Source organism: Pseudomonas sp. FW305-7, assembly GCF_058786735.1.
Window position 1 is genome coordinate 214,795 of record NZ_JBYSZA010000003.1, and the last position, 26,558, is coordinate 241,352.

At 59.2% G+C, this 26,558-nt stretch carries 17 protein-coding genes; 8 read left to right on the plus strand and 9 right to left on the minus strand.

Annotation, left to right across the window (positions count from 1 at the left end; translation table 11 throughout):
* Positions 1-816: 816 nt before the first annotated feature.
* Positions 817-2,400 carry a peptide chain release factor 3 gene (locus tag AC3WMT_RS06250; RefSeq protein ID WP_103303157.1) on the minus strand — a complete coding sequence of 528 codons (1,584 nt, stop codon included), beginning with the start codon at positions 2,398-2,400 and terminating at the stop codon, positions 817-819.
* Between the two features lie 359 nt (positions 2,401-2,759).
* Between AC3WMT_RS06250 and AC3WMT_RS06255 the strand changes: the two genes are divergently transcribed.
* From AC3WMT_RS06255 to AC3WMT_RS06275, 5 genes are all read left to right on the plus strand, one after another.
* A complete protein-coding gene (locus tag AC3WMT_RS06255) occupies positions 2,760-3,449 on the plus strand; it encodes an ABC transporter permease (protein ID WP_169432591.1) in 690 nt (229 codons plus the stop codon).
* Positions 3,450-3,470: 21 nt separating this feature from the next.
* Positions 3,471-4,364: a glycine betaine ABC transporter substrate-binding protein gene (locus AC3WMT_RS06260; protein ID WP_103303158.1), complete on the plus strand. Its 894-nt coding sequence runs from the start codon at positions 3,471-3,473 to the stop codon at positions 4,362-4,364.
* 13 nt (positions 4,365-4,377) lie between these two features.
* Positions 4,378-5,031, plus strand: coding sequence for an ABC transporter permease (locus AC3WMT_RS06265; protein WP_103303159.1), 654 nt, complete (start codon positions 4,378-4,380; stop codon positions 5,029-5,031).
* Positions 5,028-6,185, plus strand: coding sequence for an osmoprotectant ABC transporter ATP-binding protein OsmV (locus AC3WMT_RS06270; RefSeq protein WP_064585939.1), 1,158 nt, complete (start codon positions 5,028-5,030; stop codon positions 6,183-6,185). Before AC3WMT_RS06265 ends, AC3WMT_RS06270 begins: the two co-directional genes overlap by 4 nt.
* 648 nt (positions 6,186-6,833) lie before the next feature.
* Positions 6,834-7,997 carry a type III PLP-dependent enzyme gene (locus AC3WMT_RS06275; RefSeq protein ID WP_007915304.1) on the plus strand — a complete coding sequence of 388 codons (1,164 nt, stop codon included), beginning with the start codon at positions 6,834-6,836 and terminating at the stop codon, positions 7,995-7,997.
* A gap of 42 nt (positions 7,998-8,039) precedes the next feature.
* Here AC3WMT_RS06275 and AC3WMT_RS06280 read toward each other — a convergent pair whose 3' ends face one another.
* From AC3WMT_RS06280 to AC3WMT_RS06295, 4 genes are all read right to left on the minus strand, one after another.
* Entirely contained in the window at positions 8,040-8,918 is an 879-nt protein-coding gene (locus tag AC3WMT_RS06280) for a hypothetical protein (RefSeq protein WP_103303161.1), read from the minus strand.
* Between the two features lie 45 nt (positions 8,919-8,963).
* The gene (locus AC3WMT_RS06285) at positions 8,964-11,180 is read right to left on the minus strand and encodes an alpha-xenorhabdolysin family binary toxin subunit A (RefSeq protein WP_103303162.1); all 2,217 of its coding nucleotides are present in this window, start codon (positions 11,178-11,180) and stop codon (positions 8,964-8,966) included.
* A gap of 225 nt (positions 11,181-11,405) precedes the next feature.
* A complete protein-coding gene (locus tag AC3WMT_RS06290) occupies positions 11,406-12,161 on the minus strand; it encodes a tetratricopeptide repeat protein (RefSeq protein WP_103303163.1) in 756 nt (251 codons plus the stop codon).
* Positions 12,158-12,838: a Fe2+-dependent dioxygenase gene (locus AC3WMT_RS06295; protein ID WP_103303164.1), complete on the minus strand. Its 681-nt coding sequence runs from the start codon at positions 12,836-12,838 to the stop codon at positions 12,158-12,160. Before AC3WMT_RS06295 ends, AC3WMT_RS06290 begins: the two co-directional genes overlap by 4 nt.
* Before the next feature lie 207 nt (positions 12,839-13,045).
* Between AC3WMT_RS06295 and AC3WMT_RS06300 the strand changes: the two genes are divergently transcribed.
* The 3 genes from AC3WMT_RS06300 to AC3WMT_RS06310 all read left to right on the plus strand — a co-directional run bounded on the left by AC3WMT_RS06300 (position 13,046) and on the right by AC3WMT_RS06310 (position 18,801).
* Entirely contained in the window at positions 13,046-15,385 is a 2,340-nt protein-coding gene (locus tag AC3WMT_RS06300) for a TonB-dependent receptor (RefSeq protein ID WP_103303165.1), read from the plus strand.
* Positions 15,386-15,620: 235 nt separating this feature from the next.
* The gene (locus tag AC3WMT_RS06305; protein WP_103303288.1) at positions 15,621-18,149 is read left to right on the plus strand and encodes a PepSY domain-containing protein; all 2,529 of its coding nucleotides are present in this window, start codon (positions 15,621-15,623) and stop codon (positions 18,147-18,149) included.
* 283 nt (positions 18,150-18,432) lie between these two features.
* Positions 18,433-18,801 carry an endonuclease domain-containing protein gene (locus AC3WMT_RS06310; protein WP_103303166.1) on the plus strand — a complete coding sequence of 123 codons (369 nt, stop codon included), beginning with the start codon at positions 18,433-18,435 and terminating at the stop codon, positions 18,799-18,801.
* Positions 18,802-19,076: 275 nt separating this feature from the next.
* On the opposite strand, the gene AC3WMT_RS06315 is transcribed toward AC3WMT_RS06310, so the two are convergent.
* From AC3WMT_RS06315 to ptsP, 4 genes are all read right to left on the minus strand, one after another.
* The gene (locus AC3WMT_RS06315; RefSeq protein WP_103303167.1) at positions 19,077-20,618 is read right to left on the minus strand and encodes an alkaline phosphatase D family protein; all 1,542 of its coding nucleotides are present in this window, start codon (positions 20,616-20,618) and stop codon (positions 19,077-19,079) included.
* 185 nt (positions 20,619-20,803) lie between these two features.
* Positions 20,804-22,537, minus strand: coding sequence for a PTS fructose-like transporter subunit IIB (locus tag AC3WMT_RS06320; protein WP_103303168.1), 1,734 nt, complete (start codon positions 22,535-22,537; stop codon positions 20,804-20,806).
* 11 nt (positions 22,538-22,548) lie between these two features.
* On the minus strand, positions 22,549-23,490 hold the full coding sequence (gene pfkB / locus AC3WMT_RS06325) for a 1-phosphofructokinase (protein ID WP_103303169.1): 942 nt from the start codon (positions 23,488-23,490) through the stop codon (positions 22,549-22,551).
* Complete coding sequence (gene ptsP / locus AC3WMT_RS06330) at positions 23,490-26,351, minus strand: phosphoenolpyruvate--protein phosphotransferase (protein ID WP_103303170.1); 2,862 nt, start codon at positions 26,349-26,351, stop codon at positions 23,490-23,492. Before ptsP ends, pfkB begins: the two co-directional genes overlap by 1 nt.
* Between the last annotated feature and the right edge of the window lie 207 nt (positions 26,352-26,558).

Here is a 26,558-nt window from a genome sequence, read left to right on the forward strand (position 1 = left end):
ACGGCCAGCTCGCCAGTTGTCGCACTTAAGTACATCGAGACCACAAAAAACGGAGACACCCTACAGACTTCTGTAAAACAGCCTTCGACAACTCAACTGGATCGAACGCACGCCATCAGAAATTGGTCACTGCCAGGCCGCCTTCGCGAGCAGGCTCGCTCCTACAATTGAATCGTATGCAGCCTGAGAGAAATGGGTCGGCTGGCAGGCCGCCATCGCTGGCAAGCCAGGCTCCCACAGGGATTGCATGCAGCCTGCAAGACATGGCGCGGCTGGTAGGCCGCCTTCGTCAGCAGGCTCGCTCCTACATTTGAATCGCATGCAGCCTGCGACAAATGGGTCGGCTGGCAGGCCGCCATCGCTGGCAAGCCAGCTCCCACAGTTTTGATCTATGTAAAGCACGCGGCGCATGCCGCCCCACTCAAAGGATGAGCGTTAGCTCGGCTGCAGCTTTTGATCTTGATCCACGGGCGACGTCGGCAGGCTGAGCGGAGGGATTGATTCGGGGGTGGGAGCGCAGCGACCGTTTGGCGAAGCCAAACACATCGAGAGGAGGTGCAGCGAAGCAAACCGGAGGCGATGCGCCCGGATCGATCCCGGAGCGAAGGAACCCCGAGCCCCAGCGAGCGGGCCGAACGTTGGAGCAAGCGTTTTTTTGCTTACTTTTTTTAGGCGTTTGTAAAAAAAGTGAGTCGCCGTAAGGGCGAAACCTTAAACCGCCATCACCAAAAAAACGGATATACACCCAAAACCAAACCAAAAAAAAAGCCCCCAAGGCATACACCTAGGGGGCTTTCGAACAACTCAGCTCAGCGCTTAATGATGCTCACGCGTAGCACGGAACTTCACATCCGGCCAACGCTCCTCCATCAACGCCAGATTAACCCGCGTCGGCGCAAGGTAGGTCAGATGCCCACCGCCATCCAATGCCAGGTTCTCCACAGCCTTGTTGGAAAACTCCTCAAGCTTCTTCTTGTCGTCGCACTCAATCCAGCGCGCCGAGTACACAGTGATCGGCTCATAAGAGCACTCAACCTTGTATTCCTCTTTCAAACGGCTGGCGACCACATCGAACTGCAGCACACCCACAGCACCAAGAATGATGTCGTTGCTACGCTCCGGGAAAAACACCTGAGTGGCGCCCTCCTCGGCCAATTGCTGCAAGCCCTGACGCAACTGCTTGGACTTCAGCGGATCACGCAGACGCACACGACGGAACAGCTCCGGGGCGAAGTGCGGGATACCGGTAAAGCCCAAAGTTTCGCCTTCGCTGAAGGTGTCACCGATCTGGATGGTGCCGTGGTTGTGCAGACCGATGATGTCGCCGGCATACGCCTCTTCCAACTGCTCACGCTCGGAAGAGAAGAACGTCAGGGCGTCGCCGATGCGCACGTCCTTGCCGGTACGCACGTGGCGCATCTTCATGCCTTTCTCGTACTTGCCGGAGCAGATACGCATGAAGGCGATACGGTCACGGTGTTTCGGGTCCATGTTCGCCTGGATCTTGAAGATGAAGCCCGAGAACTTCTCCTCCACCGGCTCCACGGTGCGCTCGTTGGCGACACGGGCCAGTGGACGCGGTGCCCAATCCACCACAGCATCAAGCACGTGGTCGACACCGAAGTTGCCCAATGCAGTACCGAAGAACACCGGGGTCAGTTGACCGTCGAGGAATTCCTGCTGGTTGAATTCGTGGCAGGCGCCCTGCACCAGCTCAAGCTGCTCGATGAAGCGATCGTACTCGTCGCCCAGGTGAGCGCGCGCCTCGTCCGAATCGAGCTTCTCGATGATCTTGGTTTCGGTGCGTTCGTGACCGTGACCGGCGGTGTAGACAATGATGTAGTCGTCGGCCAGGTGGTACACGCCTTTGAAGTCGCGGTAGCAACCGATCGGCCAGGTGATCGGCGCCGCCTTGATCTTCAGAACGGCTTCGATCTCATCGAGCAGTTCGATCGGGTCGCGGATGTCACGGTCGAGTTTGTTGATGAAGCTGACGATCGGCGTGTCACGCAGACGGCAGACGTCCATCAGCGCGATGGTCCGTGGCTCTACACCTTTACCGCCGTCGAGAACCATCAATGCCGAGTCCACCGCTGTCAGGGTGCGGTAGGTATCTTCGGAGAAGTCTTCGTGGCCCGGGGTGTCGAGCAGGTTGACCATGTGGTCGCGATACGGGAACTGCATGACCGACGTGGTAATGGAAATACCCCGCTGTTTCTCCATCTCCATCCAGTCGGATGTCGCATGGCGGTCGGATTTTCGGGATTTCACCGTACCGGCCACTGCAATCGCCTTGCCCATCAACAGGAGCTTTTCGGTGATCGTGGTTTTACCGGCATCGGGGTGGGAAATAATGGCGAAAGTGCGGCGTTTCGCGACTTCGGCGGCCTGGTTGGTCATGGGAAATCGCCTGGCGGTGATTCAAAAAAGGGCCGCGATTATAGCCCAACTCGATGCAATAACCGAACCGTTGAGCACATTAAGGGTGGCCAAATGCTGCCGCAGGTGGGAACCTTTTAAAGCACGGAGACGTCCATCCCCTGTTACGAATTTTCGTCAGGGGCTGAAAAATCAGCAAGTTAGCCTGACGAGGCTGCGCTCATGGCTCGCTTTCAGACCGCTTTTTGCCGGTGCTGAGGGAGCTGCTTCTCGCGAACGTTTATTTCCCGGCAGCCAGGCATGGCATGCCACTCGGGACGGCGTTCGCCGACTACAAAAAAAGGAGTCCGCCTGTGGCTATCCGCTATGGCAAAGGGCTGATGGGAGGTGCGGTGGTGATCGCGCTCCTGGCCCTGCTGGTCCACTGGATCGGCATCAACACGATCGAACACTACCGCGACGATTTGTTGTTTTACCTGCAAGCTCATCTGATTCTCGTCCTCGCTTCAATGCTGGCCGCCCTGGTCGTGGGCATCCCCGCCGGTATCTTTCTCAGTCGCCCGACCATGGTCGGCCGCGCTGAACGCTTCATGCAGATCTTCAATATCGGCAACACCGTGCCACCGTTGGCCGTACTGGCGATTGCCCTGGGGATTCTCGGCATCGGCAGTGGTCCGGCGATCTTCGCTTTATTCCTCGCATCGTTGCTGCCGATTGTGCGCAACACCTACGAAGGCCTGAAAAACGTCCAGGGTTCGCTGAAAGAAGCCGCCGTCGGCATCGGCATGACCCCGCGTCAGGTCCTGTGGCAAGTCGAACTGCCCAACGCCGTGCCGATCATTGTCGGTGGCGTGCGTGTCGCGCTGGCGATCAACGTCGGGACCGCGCCGCTGGCGTTCCTGATCGGTGCCAACAGCCTCGGCAGCCTGATCTTCCCCGGCATCGCCCTGAACAATCAGCCGCAACTGCTGCTCGGCGCCGCGTGCACCGCGCTGCTGGCCTTGCTGCTCGATGGCGTCGTCACCCTCGCCAGCCGTCTCTGGCTGGAACGCGGTTTGCGCCCGTCTTAAGGCTTTTGCGAAGGAATGAATATGAAACGACTTAGCTTGATCTTAAGTTGCGTCCTGCTGTTCGCAGGATTGGCGCAAGCCGCTGAAAAACCCGTGATCCGCCTCGGCGCCCGGGTCTTCACCGAGCAAACCCTGCTCGCGGAAATCACCGCCCAATACTTGCGCAGCAAAGGCTACGACGCGCAGATCACTGGTGGTCTGGGCAGCAACCTCGCCCGTAGCGCCCACGAAAGCGGCCAGTTGGACATGCTCTGGGAGTACACCGGTGTGTCGCTGGTGGCCTACAACCATGTCACCGAGAAACTCGACAGCGCACAGTCCTACGCCCGGGTGAAGGAACTCGACGCGAAAAAAGGCCTGATCTGGCTGACGCCGTCGAAATTCAGCAACACCTACGCCCTCGCCCTGCCGAAAAATGTGGCCGAGGCCTATCCGCAGATCAACAACATCAGCCAGTTGAACGACGTGTTGCAGGCTGAAGCCAAGACCAATCACTTGGTGGCGCTGGACACCGAGTTCGCCAACCGCTCCGACGGTCTCGACGGCATGGTCAAGCTCTATGACATGAACCTGACTCGCAAGAACATCCGTCAGATGGACGCGGGCCTGGTTTATACGGCGTTGCGCAACGGTCAGGTGTTCGCCGGTCTGGTCTACACCACTGACGGTCGCCTGAATGCCTTCGGCCTCAAGCTGCTGGAAGACGACAAACATTACTTCCCCGACTACACCGCCGCGCCGGTGGTGCGTCAGGCCTACCTCGATGCGCACCCGAAACTGGCCGAGCAACTCAAGCCGCTGGCCGAACTGTTCGACGACGAAACCATGCGCCAGCTCAACGCGCGGGTCGACGTCGATCACGAAAGCCCGTCGAAAGTTGCCGCCGACTTCCTGCGCCAACATCCGCTGAATTAAGAGAGGAGAAGTCATGGAATTCCTGAACGCCTTTTCCCATCTCGACTGGCAGCAGGTGATGCACCTGACCTGGCAGCACATCACGCTGGTCGGCATCGCCGTGACCCTGGCCATCGTCGTCGGCGTACCGCTGGGCATTTTGATGACGCGTTTTCCGAGCCTCGCCGGCCCGTTGCAGGCCAGCGCCACGGTGCTGCTGACCGTGCCGTCGATTGCCCTGTTTGGTTTGCTGTTGCCGTTCTACTCCAAGTTCGGCCAGGGCCTCGGCCCGATGCCGGCAATTACTGCTGTATTCCTTTATTCACTGCTACCGATCATGCGCAATACCTACCTCGCCCTCACTGGCGTGGAACCGGGTATCCGTGAAGCCGCACGCGGCATCGGCATGACCTTCGGCCAGCGCCTGCGCATGGTCGAGCTGCCGATTGCCGTGCCGGTGATCCTCGCTGGTGTGCGCACCGCGGTGGTGATGAACATCGGCGTGATGACCATCGCCGCGACCATCGGCGCCGGCGGCCTCGGTGTGTTGATCCTCGCTTCCATCAGCCGCAGTGACATGTCGATGCTCATCGTCGGCGCGCTGCTGGTCAGTCTTCTGGCGATCTTCGCCGACCTCCTCCTGCAGTGGCTGCAACGCACGCTGACTCCAAAAGGACTCCTCAAATGATCGAACTTCAAAACCTCAGCAAGACCTTCCAAAGCAACGGCAAAGATGTCAAAGCCGTGGACTCGGTGAGCCTGACCGTCAATGAAGGCGAAATCTGTGTGTTCCTCGGGCCATCGGGTTGCGGCAAAAGCACCACGCTGAAGATGATCAACCGCCTGATCAAACCGACCTCGGGCAAGATCCTGATCAACGGCGAAGACACCACCGACCTCGACGAAGTGACCCTGCGTCGCAACATCGGCTACGTGATCCAGCAGATCGGCCTGTTCCCGAACATGACCATCGAAGAGAACATCGTCGTCGTGCCAAAACTGCTCGGCTGGGACAAACAGAAATGCCACGACCGCGCCCGCGAACTGATGAGCATGATCAAGCTGGAGCCCAAGCAGTATCTGCATCGCTATCCGCGTGAATTGTCCGGCGGCCAGCAACAGCGCATCGGCGTAATCCGCGCACTGGCGGCGGATGCCCCGCTGTTGCTGATGGACGAACCATTCGGCGCGGTCGACCCGATCAACCGCGAGATGATCCAGAACGAGTTCTTCGAGATGCAACGGGCGCTGAACAAGACCGTGATCATGGTCAGCCACGACATCGACGAGGCGATCAAACTCGGTGACAAGATTGCGATCTTCCGTGCCGGCAAATTGTTGCAGATCGATCACCCGGACACCCTGCTCGCGCATCCGGCGGACGACTTTGTCAGCAACTTCGTCGGCCAGGACAGCACGTTGAAACGCTTGCTGTTGGTCAAGGCTGAAGACGCGGCGGATAACGCGCCGTCGGTGAGCCCGGAAACCCCGGTGGCCGATGCGCTGGAGTTGATGGACGAGCATGACCGTCGTTACGTGGTGGTCACCTGTGCCGAGAACAAGGCGCTGGGTTACGTGCGTCGTCGCGACCTGCACCGCCAGACCGGCACCTGCGCGCAGTACCTGCGTGAGTTCAACGCCACGGCGGCGTATGACGAGCATTTGCGCATCCTGTTGTCGCGCATGTACGAGTTCAACCGTTCGTGGCTGCCGGTCATGGATGCCGAGCGGGTATTCCTCGGTGAGGTGACGCAGGAGTCGATTGCGGCTTATCTGAGCTCGGGGCGTTCGCGCGGGATGAAGACCAGCATCGTATCGCCGGCAGAGGCAGTCGTCGCCTGATTAATCGGTAAAAACACAAAACCCTGTAGGAGTGAGCCTGCTCGCGATAGCGCAATATCAGTCAATGAAGATGTCGGCTGAAAAAAAGTCATCGCGAGCAGGCTCACTCCTACAGGATCGGGGGTGTTACCAGGTCATTCACAAGGCGGAAAAGAATCTCAACACCTGATAACCAGGCAGCTCGTCTCGGCTACCTTATTCAATAGGCAAAATCCCCCACACACCCACCTCTCGCGGGCAACGTCGCCGATGTTGCGCCTATCACACTTTACCCACGACTTAGCCGACAAAAGCAGCGAACGTGCAGGTATGTTTAACACTGGAAAATTCCCAGGGAACATCTGCCCGTCATCTCGGTCGGCTACAAAGAGTGATGAACGCGACGCACGTCAGAAGCGTGCAAAAACGCGACATTTTTAGTTGATCTCAGGCCCCTCACGCCCTAAAGTTCGCGCCGAACGTCCATGCTGGAAACGATCCATCCGGCTCAAGTACTGACGACGAGACAGCAAGGCCAAGGGCAGATAGCCCATGGCCTTTTTGCTTTCGGCGACATGCCTTGGGAAGTAGGCGAACCAAAGTGGGGATACGGAGGGCGTTCATTTGCACCCATTGATTATTAACGTTTGCCAGTAGGAGTTCCCAAGTATGTCGATCCAGGTCGAAGACTATTTCGCGCGCGCTACATTCGACAAAATGAAGGCGTTCGCCGACAAACAGGAAACCCCGTTCGTGGTGATCGACACCGCGATGATCGCTCAGGCCTACGATGACCTGCGCGCCGGTTTCGAATTCGCCAAGGTCTACTACGCGGTCAAGGCCAACCCGGCCGTCGAGATCATCGACCTGCTCAAAGAGAAAGGTTCGAGCTTCGACATCGCCTCTATCTATGAGCTGGACAAGGTGATGGATCGCGGCGTCAGCCCGGACCGTATCAGCTACGGCAACACCATCAAGAAATCCAAGGACATCCGCTACTTCTATGAGAAGGGCGTGCGTCTGTTCTCCACCGACTCCGAAGCCGACCTGCGCAACATCGCCAAGGCTGCGCCGGGTTCGAAAGTCTATGTGCGCATCCTCACCGAAGGCTCGACCACCGCTGACTGGCCACTGTCGCGCAAATTCGGCTGCCAGACCGACATGGCCATGGACCTGCTGATTCTCGCCCGCGACCTCGGCCTGGTGCCTTACGGCATCTCGTTCCACGTCGGCTCGCAACAGCGCGATATCAGCGTCTGGGACGCGGCGATCGCCAAGGTCAAAGTGATCTTCGAGCGTTTGAAAGAAGAAGACGGCATTCACCTGAAGCTGATCAACATGGGCGGCGGCTTCCCGGCCAACTACATCACCCGCACCAACAGCCTGGAAACCTACGCCGAAGAGATCATCCGCTTCCTCAAAGAAGATTTCGGTGATGACCTGCCGGAAATCATTCTGGAGCCGGGTCGTTCGTTGATCGCCAACGCCGGCATTCTGGTCAGCGAAGTGGTGCTGGTTGCACGTAAATCCCGCACCGCCGTCGAGCGTTGGGTGTACACCGATGTGGGCAAGTTCTCCGGCCTGATCGAAACCATGGACGAAGCGATCAAGTTCCCGATCTGGACCGAGAAGAAAGGCGAGATGGAAGAAGTCGTGATCGCCGGCCCGACCTGCGACAGCGCCGACATCATGTACGAGAACTACAAGTACGGCCTGCCGCTGAACCTGGCAATTGGTGATCGTCTGTACTGGTTGTCGACCGGTGCGTACACCACCAGCTATAGCGCCGTTGAGTTCAATGGCTTCCCGCCGCTGAAATCGTTCTACGTGTAAAGCGTCGTCAAATGAAAAGGCCCATGCATTCATGGGCCTTTTTTATTCGCTCAACCAGGTATCGAGATGGCTGATCATCGCGAGAGATTCGTCAGCCTCCTCTTTCGCGGCAGCCAGATGGAAATTCAATTCCCCGAGCTTCCACACACGCTCTGCCCGTAACAGCTCATAAATTGCAGTGTCTATGCGTAATCGTAACTCTTCGATAAATACGCTGACTTGCGCGGCCACGGCCCCTAATCCGTTAAACAAATCGGCAACACCCTTCTTGTATTCGGCGGCGCGCACCACGGGATCGGCTGAAGAATAGGCGATGTCCCAAGCCGGCGCAGTACGAGCGTCGCGAAACAACTCCTGGATAACGGTCGGCAGGCTATGACACTGGCAGGAACGATGATCCATTGCCCTGAAACAAACCGATCCCAGCCCGAACGAAGTCTCATGCACTTCGGCGATTGTATATTTGAGTTGTCCTGCCTCTGATCCAAGTTCGTAGAATCGAAGCGTCAACTCGTGAATCAGATGCGGCAAATCCGTTGGCGGAAACAACTTCCAGGTTTTTGATCGGGACAAACTGTACAACTTGAAATCCACCTGATTGATGGGTTCATTCCTTGAAGTACGCCTGCTTATTTCCAGGGATTCGCTGATAAACGTGGTGAGATCCGCAACATAACCTCTGCACCGGCGTTGTGCTTCGTTGATGCGTCCCCGGAAGTCTCGCAAACAACGCTCATTGAACGGCACGCTGTTCAGGCGCGAATCGCCAGCCAGTACCGTAGCTACATGACCGCTGGCTCTGCGACGTTCAAATACCAGGGGAATATTGTTGAAGGTCTGTGGAACCGACCCTAGATACGCCGTGTAGCGATCCAGCACGAGCCGCTGTGCGTCGGAAAATTCATAGGCAAGTCTATTCATGGCTATTCAGGAGGCGATGGGCGCATTGCCCACCGCCCCGACTCCTTACTGTTGAACAGCCTTCAGGTACTTGACCACGTCGCTGATCCGGGCAACCGCATCAGCAGCTCGCGCCTCGACCGGCACTGCCTTGTCCTGCCTGAAATCGCGGCTGAAGGACTCGAACCCGGCCACCAGATTCGAAAACTCGTTCACATAGCTCCAGCGCCCGTCATCCAACTGGTCGAGAACCTCGACCAGTTGAATTTTCCCCTCAGTCTGGGCGATGTCATTTGCGTATTTCTTCACCTGCGCGCGCAAGTCTGCCGCTTTGTCCTTGAGCCTGTTGTAGCCCGCCAACATGTTCAGGAACGAAATCGATTCACCGATGCCGGAGACGATTTTTTTCAGGGTGTCGATCGCCAGCAGTGCAACGGCAACCTGCGGCGGTGCCATACCCAGAGCTTTCAGACTGTCCAGGGATAACTTCGCTTCCTTGCCGATCTTCTCCACACCGGCTTTAGTGATCAAGTCGATGCCTTCGGCCACCGATTTCATCTCTGCTCCCAGAGCGGTCACTTTCTCTTCAGCTTTGATTTTCAGCGTTCGCGTAGCGTCCAGGTCCTGTTGCAGTGTCGCAATCCATTCCTGCGAAGTTTCCCGGTCATAAGCGGTGTTCATGCCATTGCGGGTACTCTTCAGATCTTCGGCGCACTCGGCGATTTTTTTGAAAACCAACTTGAGCTCGCCCTCCATGTCCTCTCGAACTTCATCCGCATCCTCTGGATAAGCAAGTTCAGCCTGATAACCCTTCAATTTGGTCTGGGCACGTTCCAGGTGGATGATATTGGCCTGGGACTGGTTACGCATATCAAACGTCGTTTTCTGGATAGCCACCGCCAGCTCATTCATGGTGCGGACAGTGCCAGGCAAATAATTGAACTGTTCAAACAGCATTTGCGCCGTGGTGTTGCTTTCCTGAACCGCTGCGGCATGAACACGCAAGGCCACTACATTGAAATCCTGACTGCTGGAATTATTGCGCATCGATAACATGACCTTTTTACTCCTGAATGTTTGAAAGTTGCTTCCATACTCTTTTTCAGCCGCTGCAAACACGCCCAGGAGCTGATCGGAACTTGATTTGATTTGTTCCCAAGGTTCGATAATGCCAACAATCTGGTTTTTGAACCTTCGCAGGGAGGTGGCCTCCTGAAGTTGATCAACTTCTTTGGCGGATGCACTGACGTAAGTACTGAGCGCATTCCATACCAGCATCAGGTTCTGAGTCGCCACTTCAGCTTCAATCGCCACATAAGTCAGGTTTTGCAAGTCATCGCGAACTTTGTTCAACGACTTCAGCGTCTGGCTTTTACTGGCCATCTTCTGATTGGCAAGCTGTTGCTCTTCTTTCAGCATGTTCCGTTCCTTGCGGATCGACTCAGCTTTTACGCCCTGATAAATACCCAGAATCAAGCCACCGATATTCAGGGTCGCGGCAGACTTGATGGCTTCCTGCACAAGTTGATCATATTGCTTGTTGAGCCCATCGATCTCTTTCGAGCGCTGATCGATGTCGTTCTGCAGCAATTTAATGTCCGCTTGATAGGTATTCTTCAGCACAAACTCCATACGCAGCCGGATTTCCGGCAATACTTTCTCGCGCATATCAATGCCAAAGCTGTCGAGTTCAGCGCGGACTCGCTCGGCTTTCTGGTGGCACTGCCTGACTTTTGCCAGCATGTCGTTGAGGTAGCCCTTGATGTCCGGAACATCGTCAGCCGACAAAGTGAGAGCAGGAAGATCGGGGATCTGTCGCTTGAGCGCCAGGTACTGCTCCGGCGTGGTGATATCGTGCTCTTCCAGATACCTCGAGGCTTTCAGATCATCATAGATCTCGACGATGCCCCGGCCCGTGCGCAGGATGCTGCCGGCAAAAATCTTCAGGTCGGTACCCGTGAGCATGATTTGCTCACGCAATGGCGACCAGCGCCTGGCATGGTCATACGTCATTGTGAATGTACGCAGAAAGTCCGCAGGCTTGAGGCCTACGCCACCGACATCACCGGCACCGTAGTTCAGATAGGAAATGACATCCTGAATCCGGACGGGCAATGAAAGCCCAAGAACTTCATACTTCCTTAAACTGATAATTTGCTCTTTGGTCAACTGGATACCGGTACCCCGGTTATATTCCTCACCCTCTCCCAGCGATGCATTGACAAATATTTGAGGCGCTTTGGCGGCAGCCTCGACAATCTTGCTGTCGATCTTCGACTCCATGAAAGACTCCTTGTCTTCTTCGGATAATGGTTTGATTTAGTTTGCAGACGAGGCCAGCGAGATAATTAATCCAACTTGCTTATAGCCATCGACAAACAGAACCTAGAGCATCAGAAGGAAGAACAACAAGTTCTAAAATATTAGAATTCAAGACAACGGAGAGAAAAACACTAACTTCAACAAGTACAAACAACAACATTCAAAGCCAATAACCTAGTTCAACCCTTACAAGGCAACCAGCTCGCTCAAGCGCAATCGGTAGGCATCTGCAAGTTCACGAAACTGCGGGTGCTGCGCATTCATCAATGATTCACTGGCGACCCGCAAAAAGTTCACGTTACCCCCGACCAGCGCCTTGCGCAGCCAGCCAAGTGCTTCTTCGACATGCCCCGCGTCCGCCAGTACCGCCGCATGGCTGAACTGCCCGCGAAAATCCCCGCCCTCGGCGGAGCGCCGATACCAGTCTCGCGCGGTTGCCCGATCTTGTGGACAGAACTGACCTTCTTCCAGGTAGCGGCCGAGCAGATTCATCGATTTGGCGTGACCTGCTTCAGCCGCACGTCGATATAACGCCAACGCCTGACGCTGATCCACCGCAACACCGCGCCCGGTCGCCAGCAGATTGGCCAGGTTATACATCGCCCAGTCCAGCCCGGACTCGGCGGCGATCCGATAATGCGAGGCCGCCACCGAAGCATCAGCCACACAACCCCAACCCTGCTCATGACAACGGCCGAGCATGTTGCGCGCCATCAAATGCTCGCGCCCGGCCGCGATGCCGAACCAGCGCAGGGCCAGTGGTGGATCCTGCGCAATGCCTCGGCCATCGAGCAGGATCTGTCCGAGCAACGCCTGCGCTTCTACCTCACCCTCGCCCGCCGCCAGCAGAATCGCCTGCGCCGCGCGAGCCGGACTTTCCTCAAGCATCGCTGCCAGCCCCGAGGCGTCGAGGATTTCTTCGCGGCGCAGTTGAAAACTCATACCTCGACCCAGCGGCGCAGCAGATTGTGATACGTACCGGTCAGGCGAATCAGCGACGGGTGATCAGGCATGTCCTGGGTGAGCTGTTGAATCGCGCCGTCCATTTCGAACAGCAACGCGCGCTGGCTGTCTTCGCGCACCAGGCTTTGCGTCCAGAAAAACGACGCATAACGCGCACCGCGAGTGACCGCATTGACCTTGTGCAGGCTGGTGCCGGGGTACAGCACCATGTCGCCGGCCGGCAGCTTCACCCGTTGCGTGCCGTAGGTATCGTGGATTTCCAGTTCGCCGCCGTCGTAATCCTCAGGCTCACTGAAAAACAGCGTGGCCGACAAATCCGTGCGCACGCGCTCGATGCTGCCTTTGGGTTGGCGCACCGCATTGTCGATATGGAAATCAAAACTGCCCCCCGCCGTGTAGCAGTTCACTAACGGCGGGAACACTTTGTGCGGCAGCGCGGCAGACATGAACAGCGGATTTTTCCACAGCCGCTCCAGCATCGCCGCGCCGATTTCCTTGGCCAGCGGATGACCTTCAGGCAGTTGCAGATTGTGCTTGGCCTTGGCCGATTGATAGCCAGCGGTGATCTTGCCATCGGCCCAATCGGCCTGCTCCAGCGCCAGGCGAATGCGCTGCACTTCGTCTTTTTCAAACAGAGCGGGAATGTGCAGCAGCATGGCAATGTCACCTGATGGCAAAGAGGCGGCAATGGTATTGATTCTTATTGGCTGTGTACAACCCGCAAGACGAATGAACTGGCAAAAACCGTAAGGCTAAATTGTAAAGAATGTAAATTCAGTGCGAATAACAATGTTTCGCAATTGATACGAATACCTGTTTACCCTATATTCCGCCGCCTCAAATCCTTGGGGAGGGGAATAAAAATGGCACGTCAACACGCACAATTACCGGTCAGTTCACCACGTCTGCTCGCCTCTGCAATCGGCGTGGCTATCACCGCTGGCTCCGCCGGCCACATGGTGTTCGCCGCCGAAAAGACCGACAGCAAAGCTTCCGGCAATGCCATCGCCCTGGACGCTACCGCCATCACCGGCGAAGCGCAGGACTCAACGTCCTACCAGGTCGAGAAAGCCTCCTCGCCCAAGTACACCGCGCCGCTGGTCGACACGCCGCGCGCGGTCACCGTTATTCCGCAACAAGTCCTCAAAGACACTGGCGCCCTGAACATGCAGGACGCGCTGCGCACCGTGCCGGGCATCACCTTCGGTGCCGGTGAAGGCGGCAACCCGCAGGGCGACCGTCCGTTCATCCGTGGCTTCGACGCTCAGGGCGACACTTACCTGGACGGCGTGCGCGACACCGGTTCGCAGAGCCGCGAGATCTTCGCCGTCGAGAACATCGAAGTCAGCAAGGGCCCGAACTCCGCCATCGGTGGTCGCGGCGCAGCGGGCGGCAGCATCAACCTGGTGAGCAAGAAAGCACACCTGGGAAACTCGTTCGACGGTGGTTTCACCTGGGGTTCCGACCAGACCCAGCGCTACACCCTCGACGGCAACTACCAGTTCAGCGACACCGCCGCTGGCCGTCTGAATCTGATGAGCCACGAAAGCAACGTCGCCGGTCGCGACAAAGTCGATTACGACCGCTGGGGCATCGCGCCGTCGCTGGCGTTCGGCCTGGGCACCGACACCCGCGTCAACCTCGATTACTACCATCTGGAAAGCAACGACACTCCGGATTCGGGCATCCCTTACACTATCCCGGCCAGCGGTTCGGCAGCACGCACCAAGTCCAACCCGGACAAGCCGTACGCCGGCGGTGACCACAGCAATTTCTACGGCCTGGATCGCGACTTCCGCAAGGGCCGCACCGACACCGCGACCTTCGCCATCGAGCACGATTTGAGCGACTCGCTGACGATCAAGAACACCCTGCGCCACGGCACCAGCATGCAGGATTACATCCTGACCCAGCCGGACGACAGCAAGGGCAACGTCAACAATGGCAGCCTCTGGCGTCGGGCGAATACTCGGGTGAGCAACACCGAGACCACCACCAACCAGACTGACCTGTTCGGTAACTTCTACGTCGCCGGCTTCAAGAACAGCTTCTCCACCGGTGTCGAATACACCCATGAGGAAAGCCAGAAGTCCTCGTACAACGTCAACACCGACACCACACCGCGCACCACCAACGTCGCGTCGAGCAGCAATTGCACCCCGTCGATGATCGGCGCGTCGAGCGGCTACAACTGCACCTCGCTGTCCAATCCGAACCCGAACGATCCGTGGAACGGCGCGATCTCGCGTAACTATGCCGGCACCGACACCAAGGCCAACACCTACGCGCTGTATGTGTTCGACACCCTGGAGCTGTCCGAGCAATGGCTGGTGAACATGGGTCTGCGTTACGACCACTTCGACACTCAGTACCGCTCCTATGATGCAGGTGGCGCTACCTTGGTGACCAAAGGCATTCAGTCGAAAGGCAAGGACACCAGCGAGTTCGTCACCGGCCAGTTCGGCGTGGTCTACAAGCCAGCGGAAAACGGCAGTATTTATGCGTCTTACGCCACCTCCGCCACACCGCCGGGCAACACCTTGAGTGAAGGCATGGAAGCCAACCCGCTGGGTAACACGACTGATCGCAGCGGCAACCTGCTGAGCAGCGACATGGAGCCGGAAACCACCAAGAACTACGAAATCGGCACCAAGTGGGATCTGCTCAACGATCGCCTGTCGCTGACCGCTGACCTCTTCCGCACCGAGAAAGAAAACGCCCGCGTTCAGACCGACACCACGTCGTACGAAAACGCCGGCAAGACCCGCGTACAAGGGGTCGAGCTGTCGGCCAGCGGCAAGATCACCGACAAGTGGCAAGTGTTCGCCGGATACGCCTACATGGATAGCGAGCAGGTTGACGGTGGCCCGCTGAACCGCGCCACCGACGGCAACCAGCTACCTAACACGCCGAAAAACAGCGCCAGCCTGTGGACCACTTACCAGCTCACGCCGAAGCTGACCATCGGTGGCGGCGCCTTCTACGTCGACGACGTATTCGGCAACGTGGCCAACACCACCATGGTCGATTCGTACGTGCGTTACGACGCGATGGCGGCCTACAAGCTGAGCAAGAACGTCGACCTGCAACTCAACGTGCAGAACCTGACCAACGAAACCTACTACGACAAAGCCTTCTCGACCCATTTCGCCAACCAGGCGGCGGGCCGTACGGCACTGTTGAGCACCAACTTCCACTTCTAAGCGATATTGGAAACTGTAGGAGTGAGCCTGCTCGCGATGGGGTTGTGTCAGTCAGCAAGTTGCTTGGATGACACGCCGCTATCGCGAGCAGGCTCACTCCTACAGGAAATGCGCCGTAAGGCGAGGCCCCGTTCACTCAGTTGAACGGGGCTTTTGTGCGTAATCAAAGAAGCTCTCGATAACCCACGGCATAATGCGCGCCGTGAAGACAATTTCCGAATGGACGGCGAGTGACGTGTTGAAGAAAACCCTGTTCCAGTTGCACTGGTTTTTTGGCATCACCGCCGGCCTGGTGCTGGCCTTGATGGGCATCACCGGCGCGGCCTATTCGTTTCAGGACGAGATCCTGCGGGCGCTGAACCCTTCAGTGCTGCAGGTGGAAAAACAAGTCGCTGGCGTCCTGCCGCCCGTTGAACTGGTGGAGCGCATCGAAGCCACTTCGGCGAAGAAAGTCTCGATGCTCTGGGTCGAAACCGACAGCGGCAACGCGGCACGCGTGTATTTCACCCCGCCCAAAGGCGAGCGCCGTGGCGAAATGCGTTACTTCGATCCGTACACCGGCGAGTTCATGGGCGACGCCGTCGGCCAGGATTTCTTCGGCCTGATGCTGCAACTGCACCGCTTCCTCGCCATGGGCGACACCGGGCGCAACATCACCGGCGCCTGCACCCTGATCCTGTTGTTCTTCTGCCTTTCCGGTCTGTATTTGCGCTGGCCGCGCCAGTGGAACAGCTGGCGCGTTTGGCTGACCCTGGACTGGCAGAAAAAGGGCCGCACCTTCAACTGGGATCTGCACTCGGTGGCGGGCACCTGGTGCCTGTTGGTCTATCTGCTGCTGGCGCTGACCGGGTTGTCGTGGTCGTACGAGTGGTACAACAAAGGCCTGACAAAATTGCTATCCGACGCGCCGCAAAACGAGCGCGTGCGCGGCGGTCGCGGGCCGGCGCCAGAAGGCCCGGCACCGACGGCCGATTACGCGGCGATGTGGAGCAGCATCTACAGCGCTGCCGGCCCGGGTCTGGCCGCCTACAACATCCGCATGCCGGCGGTGGCCGGTCAACCGGCGACGGTGTTCTATCTGCTCGACAGCTCACCGCATGATCGCGCCCTGAACCAGATCACCCTCGACCCGGCCACCGGCATCGTCAAACGCGTCGATCGCTATGCCGACAAGAGCTTCAAGGCGCAACTGCTGACCAGCATTTATGCGTTGCACGTCGGCAGCTATTTCGGCCTCGTCGGGCGCATCATCATCACCCTCGCGGCGGTGTGCATGCCGCTGTTCTTCATCACCGGATGGCTGCTGTACCTTGATCGTCGCCGCAAGAAAAAGCAGATCAAGGATGCGCGCAAAGGTCTGCAAGAACCGGCCGGTGATGCGCCGGCATGGCTGATCGGCTTCGCCAGCCAAAGCGGTTTCGCCGAGCAGCTGGCGTGGCAGACCGCCGGCCAATTGCAGGCCGCCGGGTTGCCGGTGAAAGTGCAGCCGCTGGCCAATGTCAGCGAGCAGGATCTGCGCGAATCAAATAACGCGCTGTTTGTGGTCAGCACTTTTGGTGACGGTCAGGCACCGGACAGCGCCCGTGGTTTCGAGCGCAAGGTGCTGGGCAATGCCGCCGCCCTCGACAGCTTGAATTACGCCGTGCTCGGGCTGGGTGATCGTCAGTATCAGCACTTCTGTGGTTTCGCCCATCGCCTGCATCAGTGGCTGAGCGAACACGGTGGCAAGACCCTGTTCGCCCCGGTGGAAGTCGACAGCGGCGATCCGTACGCCCTGCGTCACTGGCAAACCCAGCTCGGCCTGCTCACCGGGCAAGCGCCGGTCGACACCTGGCAAGCGCCGAGCTACGACAACTGGACGCTGCTGCGCCGTGAGCTGATGAACCCGGACAGCAGCGGTTCGCCGGTTTATCTGCTGGGCCTCAGCGCTCCGAGCACCAGCAGCTGGCTGGCCGGTGATCTGGTGGAAGTGCTGCCGCGCAACTGCCCGTGGGTGATCGAACACTTCCTCGACGGCCTCGGCATTCGTGGCGAAACCCTGGTGAAAATAAACGGCCTCGACGAGCCGCTGGAAGTGGCACTCGCCTCGCGCCAACTGCCCGAGCATCGCGCCCATCTGGTCGGTCTGCATGCGCAGGCGCTGGTCGATGCGATGGTGCCGCTGGCCATGCGCGAATACTCGATCGCCTCGATTGCCGCCGACGGCGTGCTGGAGTTGATCGTGCGTCAGGAACAGCACTCCGACGGCAGCCTCGGCATCGGCTCCGGCTGGCTGACCGAGCATGCGCCGGTGGGCGGCAGCATCAGTTTACGGGTGCGGCGCAACAGCGGTTTCCACCTGCCGAATCAGCCAGTGCCGATGATTCTGATCGGTAACGGCACGGGTCTGGCCGGGTTGCGCAGTCTGCTCAAGGCGCGGATTGCCAACGGTCAGCAACGCCAGTGGTTGCTGTTTGGCGAACGCAATCGCGAGTACGATTTCCTTTGCCGTGCGGAGCTGGAGGAGTGGTTGATCAACGGAGATCTGGCGCGGCTGGATCTGGCGTTTTCGCGGGATCAGGAACAGAAGATTTATGTGCAGGATCGCTTGCGTGAGTCTGCCGATGAATTGAAAAAATGGCTGACCGAGGGAGCGGTGATTTACATCTGCGGCAGCCTTCAGGGGATGGCTTCCGGGGTTGATCAGGTGCTCAATGAGATCCTTGGTGCTGCTGAGGTAGAAAGCCTGATTGAGCAGGGCCGTTATCGCCGCGATGTTTACTGAAAATGCCGAAGAGCCCCTCACCCTAACCCTCTCCCGAGGGAGAGGGGACTGATTGGGGGATGCTACAGAGTTACGTCGACCTGAAAACGCTGTGCTGAATCCAACGTCGATATTAGAGCGCTGTGCCGAATCCATAATCGACTCGGTCTTTCAGGTCGATGTACAACCTGAAACAACTCCGTAGGCCCCCTCTCCCCCCGGGCGGTCCGACGTTTCGGGAGGGCCGGGGTGAGGGGTGTGAGCTACAGTGAAATTTCCAGCCACTTCACAAGGATCGTGAAGCATGCAAAACCGCCCTACCCTCGCTCAATTCGCCCGCCACTTACGCACCCACCAAACCGACTGCGAACACCTGCTCTGGCAAAGACTGCGCTCGCGCCAGATCGCCAATCTGAAATTCCGCCGGCAGTTTCCCTGTCCGCCGTATGTTCTGGATTTTTATTGTGTTGAGTTGAAGTTGGCGATCGAACTGGACGGCGGTCAGCACTTTGAAACGGCGGCTGTGATTCACGACCGGCGGCGGACGCTATTCCTTCAACGCCAGGGCATTGAGGTTGTGCGGTTTAGCAATCTGGAGGTGCTTCAGCAGATGGGGGATGTACTGGAGCAGATCATTCGAATTGCGGCAGATCGGAAAAGCCCCTCACCCTAACCCTCTCCCGGAGGGAGAAGGGACTGATTGGGGGATGCTGGAGAGTTACGCCGACCTGAAAGCGCTGTGCCGAATCCATAATCGCCATTCGCTCGTAGCGCCAAATCCATCAACGCCATTCAATCGCAGTGCCAGATCCATAATCGCCGCTCACTCGCAGTGTCAGATCCATAATCAACTCGGTCTTTCAGGTCGGCGTATGACTCAAGACAATGCGGTCGGCCCCCTCTCCCTCTGGGAGAGGGCTGGGGTGAGGGGTTTTTGATCTTGAAAAATCAAACCGGCTGCAGCTTCCGCTCAAACACCGCCACCCCATTCAAATCCCGCAACACCACACTCATCTCCCCGCTCTGCCCTTCAATATTCACCTCGCCAAAAAACTGAAACCCGGCAAACGGCGAAGCGTTTTGTGTCGGCGGCGCCTTCTCGAACACGACCTCCGGCCCAAAGGTTTTATCCAACGGATTAGGCCCGAAACTCCCGCCATTCAACGGCCCCGCAACAAACTCCCAGAACGGTTCGAAATCCTGAAACGCTGCACGATCCGGGTGATAGTGATGCGCCGCGCAGTAATGCACGTCTGCCGTGAGAAAGACGAAATTGCGCACCTGCTGCGCACGCAGGAATCCGAGCAGTTCAGCGATCTCCAGTTCACGTCCCTGAGCCGGGCCAGGATCACCGTTGGCCACCGCCTCCCAACGCGCCACACCCGGACTCACCTCGCCATCCGGCACGCCTAGACCAATCGGCATATCGGCGGCGATCACTTTCCATTGGGCTTTCGACTTCTTCAATCCGCGCTTGAGCCAGTCCAGTTGTTCGCGCCCCAGAAACGGTTTCGCCGCGCCGAGGTTGTCGTCGTTCGCCCCGCGATAACTGCGCATGTCGAGCACGAACACATCGAGCATCGGCCCATAACTCACCTTGCGATAAATCCGCCCGCCACCGTCGGCGGCCTGCAAACGCATCGGCGAATATTCCAGCCAGGCTTTTCGTGCGCGGCCGACCAGGGTGTGGATATCTTTTTCCTGATAGCGCTCATCCAGTTGCTTGCCGGGCGACCAGTTGTTGACCACTTCATGGTCGTCCCACTGCCAGATCTGCGGCACTTCGGCGTTGAAACGGCGGATGTTTTCGTCCATCAGGTTGTAGCGATAATTGCCACGATAGTCGTCGAGGGTCTGGGCGACTTTGCTCTTGGCTTCTGTGGTGAGGTTGCGCCACACACGGCCACCCTCAGTGGTCAGTTGTGCCGGCACCGGGCCGTCGGCGTAGATGGTGTCGCCGCTGTGGATAAAGAAGTCCGGCAGGCGCAGGCGCATGGCTTCGTAGATGCGCATGCCACCAATATCCGGGTTGATGCCGAAGCCCTGGCCGACGGTGTCGCCGCTCCAGACGAAACGGATATTGCGCCGCGCCGTCGGGGCGCTGCGCAAATGGCCGAGCCACGGTTCGCTGGCGACACCCGTGCGGGCGTCCTTGAAATACACGCGATAGAAAATCGCCTGATCGGCGGGCAGCCCGGTGAGTTCGACGCGAGCGGTGAAATCACTGTGGGCATCGGCGAGCGCCGAGATCACCCGACGTGGGTTGCGAAACTGACTGCGGGTGTCCCACTCGACCACCATCCATGCGGGACGATCGCTGCGGCTCCAGATCATCGCCCGGTCGCCTTGCAGGTCGCCGGACTGTACGCCATCGGTGAGTTGCGGCCGGTCCTTGACCGAGGCGATCACCGCCGGCGCCAGCCCGGGCATCAGCAGCCCGGCGCCAACGGCTTGCATGACCCGACGGCGACCGAGATTGAAATCGCTCATGCTGTTCTCCCTGAGAAAAGGAAAACTAAAGCACGGCTGTATGAACTCGCCATGACACCAGACACACCACAAATCCAATGTAGGAGTGAGCCTGCTCGCGATAGCGGTCAATCTGCCAACATTCATGTCACTTACAGAACGCTATCGCGAGCAGGCTCGCTCCTGCAGGGGGGGTATTTTGTCAGTTAAGCCTTCGCGGGTTCCAGCGCCAGCTCGACGGCCTCAGGCCGTTTGACCGTTGCATATACGACGGCCGTCAACAAGCTCCCCGCGACAATCGCCAGCAGATACAGCAGCGCGTGATTGATCGCATTCGGAATCGCCAGCACAAACAGACCACCGTGCGGCGCCATCAGTTTGCAGCCGAAGTACATCGACAAAGCCCCGGTCAATGCACCACCGGCAATGCTCGCCGGAATCACCCGCAGCGGATCTTTGGCGGCAAACGGAATCGCGCCTTCGGAGATAAAGCACAGCCCCAGCACCAGCGCCGCTTTGCCGGCCTCGCGCTCAGTCTGGGCAAACTTGCGCCGGGCGATGAACGTGGCGATACCCAGACCAATCGGCGGCACCATGCCTGCGGCCATCGTCGCCGCCATCGGTGCATAACTCTGCGAGGCCAGCAGCCCCACCGAGAACGCATACGCGGCTTTGTTGATCGGCCCACCGAGGTCGACGCACATCATGCCGCCGAGCACGATCCCCAGCAGAATCGCGTTGGTGGTGCCCATGCTGTCGAGGAACTGCGTGAGCGCGGCGAGCATGCCCGCCACAGGCTTGCCGACCACGTAAATCATCACCAGACCGGTAAACAGACTGGCGAACAGCGGAATGATCAGAATCGGCTTCAGCGCCTCAAGACTTTGCGGCAATGCGACGTATCGACTGATCGCCTTGGCCGCATAACCGGCGATGAAACCAGCCACAATGCCGCCGATAAACCCGGCCCCCAACGTGCTCGCCAACAAACCGCCAATCATCCCCGGCGCCAGACCTGGGCGGTCGGCAATCGAGTAGGCGATGTAACCGGCCAGCAGCGGCACCATCAACTTGAACGCGGTTTCCCCGCCGATCTGCATCAATGCAGCCGCCAGCGTGCCTTGCTCTTTGAACGCGGTGATGCCGAACACAAACGACAGCGCGATCATCAAACCGCCCGCCACCACCATCGGCAGCATGAACGAAACGCCGGTCAGCAGGTGTTTGTAGACACCGGTTTTCTCTTGTTTGGCGGGGGTCTTGCCGTCGCTCGCGGCGCTCTCCACCTGACCTTCGGCGAGGGCTTTTTTCAGCGTGGCTTCCGACTGCTTCAATGCGATGCCGGTGCCACAACGGTAGATTTTCTTGCCGGCAAAACGCTCGGTGGCAACTTCAATATCCGCCGCCAGCAGCACCACGTCAGCCTCGGCAATTGCCGTCGCGCTCAACGGGGTTTTCGCACCGACCGAGCCTTGGGTTTCGACCTGCAAGTCATAACCGAGACGCTTGGCGGTTTGCTGCAACGCCTCGGCCGCCATGAAGGTATGGGCGACTCCGGTGGGGCATGCGGTGATCGCGACAATGCGTGGGGCACGCTGCGCAACGGCAGCGGGAACGGCTTCGCTGGCGACATAAACCTCGGCTTCTTCGGCACCACGTCGCAGCACCGCTTCAACATCTTGCAGGGCTTGCGCCGGAGCAATTTGAAAGACGCGTTTACCAATAAAACGCGTCATGTCGACGTCACCGGTGGCCACCAGCAACACCCACTCCGCCGCTTCGATGGTCGCCGCCGACAATTCACGTTCCGGGTGCGCCGCGTCCACCACTTCAACGCTGGTGCTCCAGCCCTGACGCTGAGCCGCCGCATCCAGTAAACGCGCGCACAGCACACTGGTGACCATGCCGTTCGGGCACGCCGTAACAATGGCTAACTTCATGACAAACCCTCTTATTGTTCTGTCAGGGGGCGCACGCGCACGCCCTGTTCGAGCTGCGCCAGTTGCGCGCTGTCGTTGATGCCAAAACCGATCTGCGTGACCGCCATTGCCGCGATTGCGGTGGCCGTACGCAGGGTTTGCTCAGGCGTGTCGACGCTGAGCAAACCGTGCAGCATGCCGGCCAGCAACGAGTCACCGGCACCCACTGTGCTGGCGACGCTGACTTTCGGTGGCGTGGCATGCAGTGCCGAACCGACGCTGAACCAGTTGACCCCATCGGCACCGTGAGAAATCACCACATGCTCAATGCCTTGCGCATGCAAACGCACCGCTGCCTGCGCCTCGGCCGCGTGGGAAACCACCTCGCAACCGAGGGCATCGGCGAGTTCTTCGGTGTTCGGTTTGATCAGCCACGGACTGGCCTGCAACGCCGCACGCAAGGCTTCGCCGCTGCTGTCGAGGGCGACTTTCAGACCAAGCTGATTCAGTCGCTCAATCAGTTCACGCAACCACTGCGCCGTGACGCCGCGCGGCAAACTGCCGGCGACCACCACCGCGTCATGCCCCGGCGCGATCTGCACCAGACGCTCAAGCAACGCCTGCTGCGCGGCGGCATCGACCACCGGACCCGGACCGTTGATGTCGGTGATACGGCCGTCGCGCTCGGCGACTTTGATGTTGCTGCGCGTCTCGCCCGGCACGCGGATGAACGCGTCGACAAAGCCGCGTTTGGCAAACAGGGTTTCGAACGCTTGCAGGTTGTCTTCGCCGAGAAAACCACTGACCGTCAGTTGATGCCCGAGATCGGCCAGCACCTGCGCGACGTTCACGCCCTTGCCGGCGGCGTGGGTGTGCATCTCGTCGCTGCGGTTGACCTGACCGGCCTCCAGGCGTGACAGCTCGACCGTGAGGTCCAGCGCCGGGTTGAGGGTCAGGGTGAGAATCTTGGCCATTACAGGGCCTCCACTAATGCACGCACTTCGTTGGCGCTGCCCACGCTGAGGGCTTGTTGAGCAAGGGTTTGCGCCTGGGTAAGGCTGAGTTCGCGAATACGCGCTTTCACTTCGGCAATGCTGCGACCCGACACGCTGAGTTCATCGACACCGAGGCCGACCAGCACCGGCACCGCCAGTGGATCTGCCGCCAGCTCGCCGCAGACACCGACCCATTTGCCATGGGCATGCGCGGCGCGCACGGTGATGTCGATCAGTTGCAGCACCGCTGGATGCAAGCCATCAGCCTGCGCCGACAGGGTCGGATGACCACGGTCGATGGCCAGGGTGTATTGCGTCAGGTCGTTGGTGCCAACGCTGAAGAAATCGACTTCTTTTGCCAGCACCGGCGCCAACAGAGCGGCGGACGGCACTTCGATCATGATGCCGAGTTGCAGGTCGGCGACCGGGATTTCCAGACGCAGACGTTCAGTCATGTCGCGGGCCTGACGCCACTCCTCGACGCTGCCGACCATCGGAAACATGATCCGCAGCGGACGGTTGTCGGCCGCACGCAGCAAGGCGCGCAATTGCGCTTCCATGATCTGCGGACGCTGCAAGGTCAGGCGAATACCGCGTACGCCGAGAAACGGGTTTTCTTCCTTGGCGATCGGCCAATACGGCAGCGGTTTATCGCCGCCGACATCCAGCGTGCGCACCACCAACGGACGCCCGGCAAGGCCATCGAGGACGCGGCGGTATTCTGCTTCCTGCGTGGCTTCGTCCGGCGCTTGCGGGTGGGCCATGAAAATCAGTTCGGTACGCAACAGGCCAATGCCTTCGGCGCCCTGCTCCACCGCGCTGACCACCCCGGCGCTTTCGCCGATGTTGGCGAACACTTCGACGGCGTGGCCGTCGGTGGTGTGCGCCGGTTGGTGACGTTGTTCGGCAGCAGCCTTGAGGCGCTGCTCGCGGGTGTCGCGTTCTTCGGTGGCGCGTTGCAGCGTTGCCGCATCAGCATCGACGTGCAGGCGACCACGCTGGCCGTCGAGCAGCAATGGCGTGCCCGGCGCCAGCAGCAGCACCGCTGCGCCAGCCCCGACCAGCGCCGGAATGCCGAGAGCACGGGCGACGATTGCACTGTGTGCCGTGGCCCCGCCGCGAGCGGTAAGAATCCCCGCCACCCGCGCCGGATCGAGCCGTGCGACGTCGGACGGGCCGACTTCGTCCATCACCAGAATGTACGGCTGCTCCGGTTCACTCGGGGTTTGCACGCCACACAGTTGCGCCAGCACCCGGCGACCGATGTCGCGCAGGTCCGCCGCACGCTCGGCGAGCAAGGCATCCTGCAAGGATTCCTGCTGCTTCGCTGCCGCTTCGATCACCGCCATCCACGCCGCTTCAGCGCTTTCGCCCTGTTTGAGGCGCGTGTCGACTTCATCGGTCAGTTCCGGGTCGTCGAGCATTTCCTGGTGGGTGATGAAAATCTCGCGGATGGCTTTGGCCTTGCTGCGTTCGATCAGGCCCTGGATGTCCGCACGGACATCAGCCAAGGCTTGCTTGAGACGCTCGCGCTCGATGGCCGCAGATTCGCCGCGCAACGGGTATTCGATGGTTTGCTGCACTTGAATGTGCGCCGGGCCGATGGCAATGCCGGGGGCGGCGGGAATCGCTTGCAGCAGGCTGCCGGACGCCGGCGCGATCACCACTTCGGCGATGTCGGCGATCACTTCGCGCTGCTGACTGACGGCCGGCAGCGGCTCGACTTCTTCGCCGAGGCCTTCCTCGATGGCGGCGAGCAACGCGGGCAAGGCATCGGCAGAGATGCTCGGTTCGGCGATCAACTCCAGCACCTGACCACGACGGGCGCCGAGGCTGAGCAGTTTACTCAGGCTCTTCACCGACACGGCGCTGTCCTGGCTGTCGACGATGCGTACGCGGATTTCGCCGTCAAAGCTCTTCGCCAGTTGCGCCAGAATCTTCGCTGGTCGCGCGTGCAAGCCATGGGCGTTGGCCAGCGCAATGCGTGCGCTCGGCCAGTCGGCGGGCAACTCACCACCGAGCACTTCGAGGACTTTACGGCTGCTGGTGGCGCGGCCCAATTCGTGGCCGCGACCTTCGATGAGCAACGCGCACAGACGCTCGAGCAACGCCTGATGCGCTTCGCCGAGACTGGCCAGACAGAACAAGCCGCTGAGCGGCTGGCCGAGGTAACGCATCGGTTTGTCCGGGGTGACGAACGCCAAGCCCGGACGCTTCACCGTTTGCTCGCTGTGCAGCCACCACAAACCATCGCCCAGCGGCAGCGCTTCGACTTGCTGCAACACGCCGGCAAAGCCGTTGCTCACACAATCGGCCTGACGCAGCAGGCGCGCGCCGCGCCAGACCAGTTCTTCGAAATCATCAGCCGAAACACCGAGGCCGATCATCTGCGCATCCAGCGCCAGTTCCTGCGGCGCACCTTGCAGCAGTTTCAGCAGTGCTTCGGGCGAACTGGCGCGGCGCAGGGCCTGACCGAGATCGGTCTCGCCGAGGGCCCGGGTCAGCAGTTGCAAGAGACGAAGGTGTTCATCGGATTTGGCCGCAATCCCGATCGCCAGATAAACGATCTGGCCATCGCCCCAATCCACGCCCTCGGGAAACTGCATCAGGCGAACGCCAGTGGCGAATACTTGATCGCGGGTCTCGGGCGTACCGTGGGGAATGGCAATACCTTGACCGAGAAAGGTCGAGCCCTGGGCCTCGCGCGCCTGCAATCCGGCAAGGTAACCATCAGCGACCAGTCCATCGGCCACCAGGTGATTGGCCAGCAATTGCAGGGCAGCGGATTTATCCACAGCCGATTGGCCCATGGATATCTGCTCTATAGTGAGCTCGAGCATGCGATCTCCTTTTTGGCCCTTCAAAGAGCCAGGTATTGTTTTGAATGGTTTGCAGCTTAGGCGCTCTGGGCCATCCTTTTCAGGGGCAGTTTTGGCGGTTTCACGGCAGAACCGGCCAAAGGCGTCTAAAACGTAGAAAATACGCTTGCTGAAACGTTTAATCTAGATTGATCGGCACGTTACTCGATAATGTCCCATCCTTGAAGT

Bases quoted from the DNA above. Each gene is read 5' to 3' on its own strand.
- AC3WMT_RS06250 (WP_103303157.1), bottom strand. From the start codon at position 2,400: ATGACCAACCAGGCCGCCGAAGTCGCGAAACGCCGCACTTTCGCCATT.
- AC3WMT_RS06270 (WP_064585939.1), top strand. From the start codon at position 5,028: ATGATCGAACTTCAAAACCTCAGCAAGACCTTCCAAAGCAACGGCAAA.
- AC3WMT_RS06310 (WP_103303166.1), top strand. From the start codon at position 18,433: ATGCAAAACCGCCCTACCCTCGCTCAATTCGCCCGCCACTTACGCACC.
- AC3WMT_RS06290 (WP_103303163.1), bottom strand. From the start codon at position 12,161: ATGAGTTTTCAACTGCGCCGCGAAGAAATCCTCGACGCCTCGGGGCTG.
- AC3WMT_RS06315 (WP_103303167.1), bottom strand. From the start codon at position 20,618: ATGAGCGATTTCAATCTCGGTCGCCGTCGGGTCATGCAAGCCGTTGGC.
- AC3WMT_RS06260 (WP_103303158.1), top strand. From the start codon at position 3,471: ATGAAACGACTTAGCTTGATCTTAAGTTGCGTCCTGCTGTTCGCAGGA.
- AC3WMT_RS06285 (WP_103303162.1), bottom strand. From the start codon at position 11,180: ATGGAGTCGAAGATCGACAGCAAGATTGTCGAGGCTGCCGCCAAAGCG.
- AC3WMT_RS06255 (WP_169432591.1), top strand. From the start codon at position 2,760: ATGGGAGGTGCGGTGGTGATCGCGCTCCTGGCCCTGCTGGTCCACTGG.
- AC3WMT_RS06280 (WP_103303161.1), bottom strand. From the start codon at position 8,918: ATGAATAGACTTGCCTATGAATTTTCCGACGCACAGCGGCTCGTGCTG.
- AC3WMT_RS06295 (WP_103303164.1), bottom strand. From the start codon at position 12,838: ATGCTGCTGCACATTCCCGCTCTGTTTGAAAAAGACGAAGTGCAGCGC.
- AC3WMT_RS06320 (WP_103303168.1), bottom strand. From the start codon at position 22,537: ATGAAGTTAGCCATTGTTACGGCGTGCCCGAACGGCATGGTCACCAGT.
- AC3WMT_RS06265 (WP_103303159.1), top strand. From the start codon at position 4,378: ATGGAATTCCTGAACGCCTTTTCCCATCTCGACTGGCAGCAGGTGATG.
- AC3WMT_RS06275 (WP_007915304.1), top strand. From the start codon at position 6,834: ATGTCGATCCAGGTCGAAGACTATTTCGCGCGCGCTACATTCGACAAA.
- ptsP (WP_103303170.1), bottom strand. From the start codon at position 26,351: ATGCTCGAGCTCACTATAGAGCAGATATCCATGGGCCAATCGGCTGTG.
- AC3WMT_RS06300 (WP_103303165.1), top strand. From the start codon at position 13,046: ATGGCACGTCAACACGCACAATTACCGGTCAGTTCACCACGTCTGCTC.
- pfkB (WP_103303169.1), bottom strand. From the start codon at position 23,490: ATGGCCAAGATTCTCACCCTGACCCTCAACCCGGCGCTGGACCTCACG.